We start from the raw sequence: 4,820 nt of genomic DNA on the forward strand, positions 1-4,820 counted from the left end.
GGCCGGGACCGGCGGCGTTGCTGCCGGCGCGACGGCAGCAGGTGCAGGAGTGGCCGCGATCGCGGTGGTCGGCCGCCGCTCCGCAGGCCGCGCCGGGGCGCCCGGTGCCGGGCGGTAGCTGCCGACCACGCTGCAGCTGGCGCCATGGATGCGCTTGCTGACGTAGTTGGAGACGCCGTCGGCGCCAAGACACTTGTACAGGGTGCCCGCGCTGGCCGGCACAGCCGCCAGCGAGGCGATCAACAACCCTGCGATCCCCAGTCCGGTCTTCATTGCGGGCGGAAGTGTCCCAGTTCCCCGCGTGAATGCCAACTACCGGCCTCCGGCGGGTACGCCCGTGGCGGCAACCCCGGTACAATCCGCCCCCTTGCCGCGGCCCCTGGCCGCCTGCCCGCCCACCCGTCTGGAATAAGCGCCATGCCCGGGACGCCAGCCTCCCCCCTGCCGAACACGGCCGTTTCCGCCGTGCCTTCCGTCGAAATGAATACCCCCGGACTTGTCCCCCTGCCCGGCGCCGGCGGCGCGCGCGGCAAGCCCGGCAATGGCGCGCCGTCGCGTGGAAAGCTCTACATAAAGACCCACGGCTGCCAGATGAACGAGTACGACTCAGCCAAGATGGCCGACGTGCTGGCCGAATACGAAGGGCTGGAGCTGACCGACAACCCCGAGGACGCCGACGTGGTGCTGGTCAACACCTGCTCCATCCGCGAGAAGGCGCAGGAGAAGGTGTTCAGCCAGCTCGGCCGCTGGAAGGAACTCAAGGCCGGCGGCCGCGAGGTCATCATCGGCGTCGGCGGCTGCGTCGCCTCGCAGGAGGGCGAGGCCATCGTCAAGCGCGCGCCCTATGTGGACCTGGTGTTCGGCCCGCAGACCCTGCACCGCCTGCCCGAGCTGATCCGCGCCCGCCGCGAACAGAACAAGCCCCAGGTGGACATCAGCTTCCCGGAGATCGAGAAGTTCGACCGCCTGCCCGAGCCGCGCGCCGAAGGCGCCTCGGCGTTCGTGTCGATCATGGAAGGCTGCTCCAAGTACTGCTCGTTCTGCGTGGTGCCCTACACCCGTGGCACCGAGGTCAGCCGCCCGTTCGAGGACGTGGTGGTCGAATGCGCGCAGCTCGCGGCGCAGGGCGTGCGCGAGATCAACCTGCTGGGGCAGAACGTCAATGCCTACCGTGGCCCATACGGTGATGGCGAACTGGCTGACCTCGGCCTGCTGATCCGCACCATCGCCGAGATCGACGGCGTCGGCCGCATCCGCTTCACCACCTCGCACCCGCTGGAGTTTTCCGACTCGCTGGTGGACGCCTACCGCGACGTGCCCAAGCTGGCCAACTACCTGCACCTGCCGGTGCAGGCGGGCAGCGACCGCGTGCTCAGCGCGATGAAGCGCGGCTACACCGCGCTCGAGTTCAAGGCCAAGATCCGCAAGCTGCGCGCGGTACGCCCGGACATCTCGATCAGCTCGGACTTCATCGTCGGCTTCCCCGGCGAGACCGAGGCCGACTTCGAGAAGACCATGAAGCTGATCGAGGACGTGGGTTTCGACCAGAGCTTCTCCTTCATCTATTCGCGCCGCCCCGGCACGCCGGCCGCCGACCTGGAGGACACCACCAGCGAAGCCGACAAGCACGCCCGCCTGTCGCGCCTGCAGGCGCACATCAACGAGCATGCCGCCGGCATTTCGCGCTCGATGGTCGGCAGCGTGCAGACCGTGCTGGTCGAAGGCCCTTCGCGCAAGGACCCGAACGAACTGACCGGCAAGACCGAGAACATGCGCTCGGTGAACTTCCCAGGTCATCCGCGCCTGGTCGGCCAGTTCGTCGATGTGGTCATCACCGAGGCACTGACCAATTCGCTGCGCGGACGCATCGCGACGCGGGACTAGGCCGCGCCCCGCCATCATGCAAGGCCCGCCCCGGCGGGCCTTTTTGCTGGCCAATTCCCGACCAGCCGCCGCAGCCCCTTGCACCACAAGGGATGCAGCGGCTTATCCACATGCCAGCGGATGAATCATCCACAGCCACTGTGGACAAGCCGGCACCGCCTGGACAAATCTTCACCACGCCCCCGGAAGCCTTGCCGCATGGAGCGTGCGCGCGTTTATCCACAGCTTCGTCGCGCACGCATCCACACCCGGTGTGGAAAACCCTGCGCTGCGCGATCAATCCAGCCGCTTGCGGAAACGCAGGATCGCGCCGGCCATCATTACCGCGCTGAAAGCCAGCAGCGCCAGCACGTCCGGCCACAGCTCCCACAGGCTGGCGCCGCGCAGCATCACCCCGCGGATCAGTCGCAGGAAATGCGTCAGCGGCAGCAGCTCGGCAAACCATTGCACCGATCGCGGCATGCCGGCGAACGGGAACATGAAGCCGGACAGCAGGATCGAGGGCAGGAACAGGAAGAAGGTCATCTGCATCGCCTGGAACTGCGACTGCGCGCGGGTGGAGATCAGCAGGCCCAGCGCCAGGTTGGCGACGATCAGCAGCCCGGCGGCGATGAACACATCCAGCAGGCTGCCGCCCATCGGCACATGGAACAGCCAGGCGCCCAGCGCCAGCACCATGCCGGTCTGCAGCAGGCCGACGGCCACGTAGGGAACGACCTTGCCGACCATCAGTTCGGCGCTGGTCAACGGCGTGGCGATCAGCAGCTCCATGTTGCCGCGTTCGCGTTCGCGCACGATCGCCACCGCGGTGAACAGCACCATCGTCATGGTCAGGATCACGCCCACCAGCCCTGGCACGATGTTGGTCGCCGAACTGCGCTGCGGGTTGTAGAAACTGACCACGCTGATCGCGCCGGTCGCCAGCGGGCTGAAGCCCGCGCTGTCCAGCGGCATGCGCGCCAGCTGCGCCGCCGCGCTCTGCACCGCGTTGTCGCTGCCGTCGACCAGGATCTGCAGGGCTTCGCGGCCTTCCGCGCGGCGCCGCTCGTAGTCGGGCGGGATCACGATGCCGATGCTGATTTCCCCGCGCCGCATCGCGTCCACCAGCTGCTGCGGCGTGGCCGCCTCCAGCGTCGGCGAGATCACGCCGGTAGCCACGATGTCGCGCGCCAGCATCCGCGAGGCCGAGGTGCGGGCCTGGTCGGCGACGCCGGCGGACAGGTCGCGCAGGTTGGTGTTGATCGCATAGCCGAACAGCAGCAGCTGCATCACCGGAATGCCGATGATCATCGCCAGGGTGATGCGGTCGCGCCGCATCTGCCGCAGTTCCTTGACCATCACCCCGAGCAGGCGGCGCAGCTTCATGCGCCCTCCCCGCCGGCCGCCGGCCGCTGCCGGGTCGCGGCGACGAACACGTCCTCCAGGCTGGCCGCCTGCGGATGCATCCGCGCGGCGATTCCCGCCGCCCGCAGCGCATCGGCCAATGGCGCCTCGCTGCCCTTTTCGTCCAGCAGCACGCGCAGGCTGTTGCCGATCTGCGCCACGCTGGCCACGCCTGCGCAGGCCGACAGTGCTCCTGCCGCCTGCCGCGGGCGGTCGGCATCGACCACCAGCGTGCGCCCGGCCAGGCGTGCGGTGAGTTCGGCCGGCGTGCCGTCGGCCACCAGCACGCCGCGGTCGAGGATGGCGATGCGGTGGCAGCGCTCGGCCTCGTCCATGTAGTGCGTGGAAACCAGCAGCGTGGTGCCGGCATCGGCCAGCTCGAAGAGCTTTTCCCAGAAGTCGCGGCGCGATTCCGGGTCCACCGCGCTGGTGGGTTCGTCCAGGAACAGCAGTTCCGGTTCGTGGATCACCGCCGCAGCCAGGGCCAGGCGCTGCTTCTGGCCGCCGCTCATGGTGCCGGCCAGCTGCTTCTGCCGGTCCTGGAAATGGTATTGCTCGACCAGCTCGTCGATGCGCCGTCGCGCCTGCGCCTTGGGCAGGTCGTGCACGGCGGCCAGGAACTCCAGGTTCTCGCGCACGCTCAGGTCGTCGAACAGCGAGAACTTCTGCGTCATGTAGCCGATGCGGCTGCGCAGCGCCTCGGCCTGCTCGGGAATGCGCAGGCCCAGCACCTCGATCCTGCCCGCGCTGGGCGTGAGCAGGCCGCACAGCATGCGGATGGTGGTGGACTTGCCCGAACCGTTCGGCCCGAGAAAGCCATAGACGTGGCGGCGCGGCACGTCCAGGTCGATGCCGTCCACCGCCGTGAGCGCGCCGAACCGCTTGCTCAGGCCGCGCGCACGGATCGCGACATCCTCGCCTTCCATCGTGGCGGGCTCAGCGCGCGGCATCGGCCAGCACCTGCACCGGCGCGCCCACCGGCAGCGCCGCCGCTTCCTTGCCCAGGCTGATCTCGGCCAGATAGCTCAGGCGTTCGGCGTCCTGTCCGGTCAAGGCGAAATACGGGGTGAACACAGGCTCGCTGCGGATCATCCGCACGCGGCCATCGAACACCCGCCCCTGCGGCTGCACCTGCACCCGCAGCGCGTCGCCGACCTGCAGGCGGTTGCGCAAGGCCTGCGGCAGGTAGACGCGCGCATAGGGTGCATCGCCCACCAGCAGGACCGCCAGCGGCGCGCCCGTGGCCGGCTGGTCACCGAGCTTGTAGGGCAGGCTGTCGATGCGGCCGGCGCGCGGTGCGACGAGCGCCAGCTTGCCCAGCACCACCGACTGCACCGTCGCGCTGGCCTGGGCCGACGCCAGTGCGGCCTCGCCCTGCGCCAGCTGCTCGCTGCGGCTGCCATGCAGCAGTTCGTCCAGCGCCGCCGTGGCCTGCCGCACCTGCGCCTGCGCGCTCTGCGCGGCGGCGCGGCGGCGCGGGCGCGATCCAGCTCCGCCGCCGCCACCAGCTGGCGCTGGGCCAGGGGCTGCAGGCGCGCGTGATAGGCCTGCGC

Annotated in this window: 4 protein-coding genes and 1 pseudogene; 1 reads left to right on the forward strand and 4 read right to left on the reverse strand. The window is 69.6% G+C overall.

From position 1 onward, the window contains the following. Positions 1-273, reverse strand: a pseudogene (locus QMX80_RS18280) (lytic transglycosylase domain-containing protein); the annotation flags it as partial. A 144-nt stretch (positions 274-417) separates the two neighbouring features. Between QMX80_RS18280 and miaB the strand changes: the two are divergent. Then, positions 418-1,884 carry a tRNA (N6-isopentenyl adenosine(37)-C2)-methylthiotransferase MiaB gene (gene miaB / locus QMX80_RS18285; RefSeq protein WP_273080100.1) on the forward strand — a complete coding sequence of 489 codons (1,467 nt, stop codon included), beginning with the start codon at positions 418-420 and terminating at the stop codon, positions 1,882-1,884. A 276-nt stretch (positions 1,885-2,160) separates the two neighbouring features. Here the strand turns inward: miaB and QMX80_RS18290 are convergent, their stop codons facing one another. The 3 genes from QMX80_RS18290 to QMX80_RS18300 form a co-directional block, all read right to left on the reverse strand. After that, the gene (locus QMX80_RS18290; RefSeq protein WP_282278606.1) at positions 2,161-3,249 is read right to left on the reverse strand and encodes an ABC transporter permease; all 1,089 of its coding nucleotides are present in this window, start codon (positions 3,247-3,249) and stop codon (positions 2,161-2,163) included. After that, on the reverse strand, positions 3,246-4,172 hold the full coding sequence (locus tag QMX80_RS18295; protein WP_055770388.1) for an ABC transporter ATP-binding protein: 927 nt from the start codon (positions 4,170-4,172) through the stop codon (positions 3,246-3,248). The genes QMX80_RS18290 and QMX80_RS18295 overlap by 4 nt, the downstream gene beginning before the upstream one ends. 31 nt (positions 4,173-4,203) lie before the next feature. Beyond that, positions 4,204-4,820 (reverse strand): HlyD family secretion protein (locus QMX80_RS18300; RefSeq protein ID WP_345782401.1); only part of this gene is annotated, 617 nt, incomplete at its 5' end.

The sequence above is a fragment of the Stenotrophomonas sp. PS02297 genome (genome assembly GCF_029959705.1).
GTDB lineage: Bacteria > Pseudomonadota > Gammaproteobacteria > Xanthomonadales > Xanthomonadaceae > Stenotrophomonas > Stenotrophomonas nitritireducens.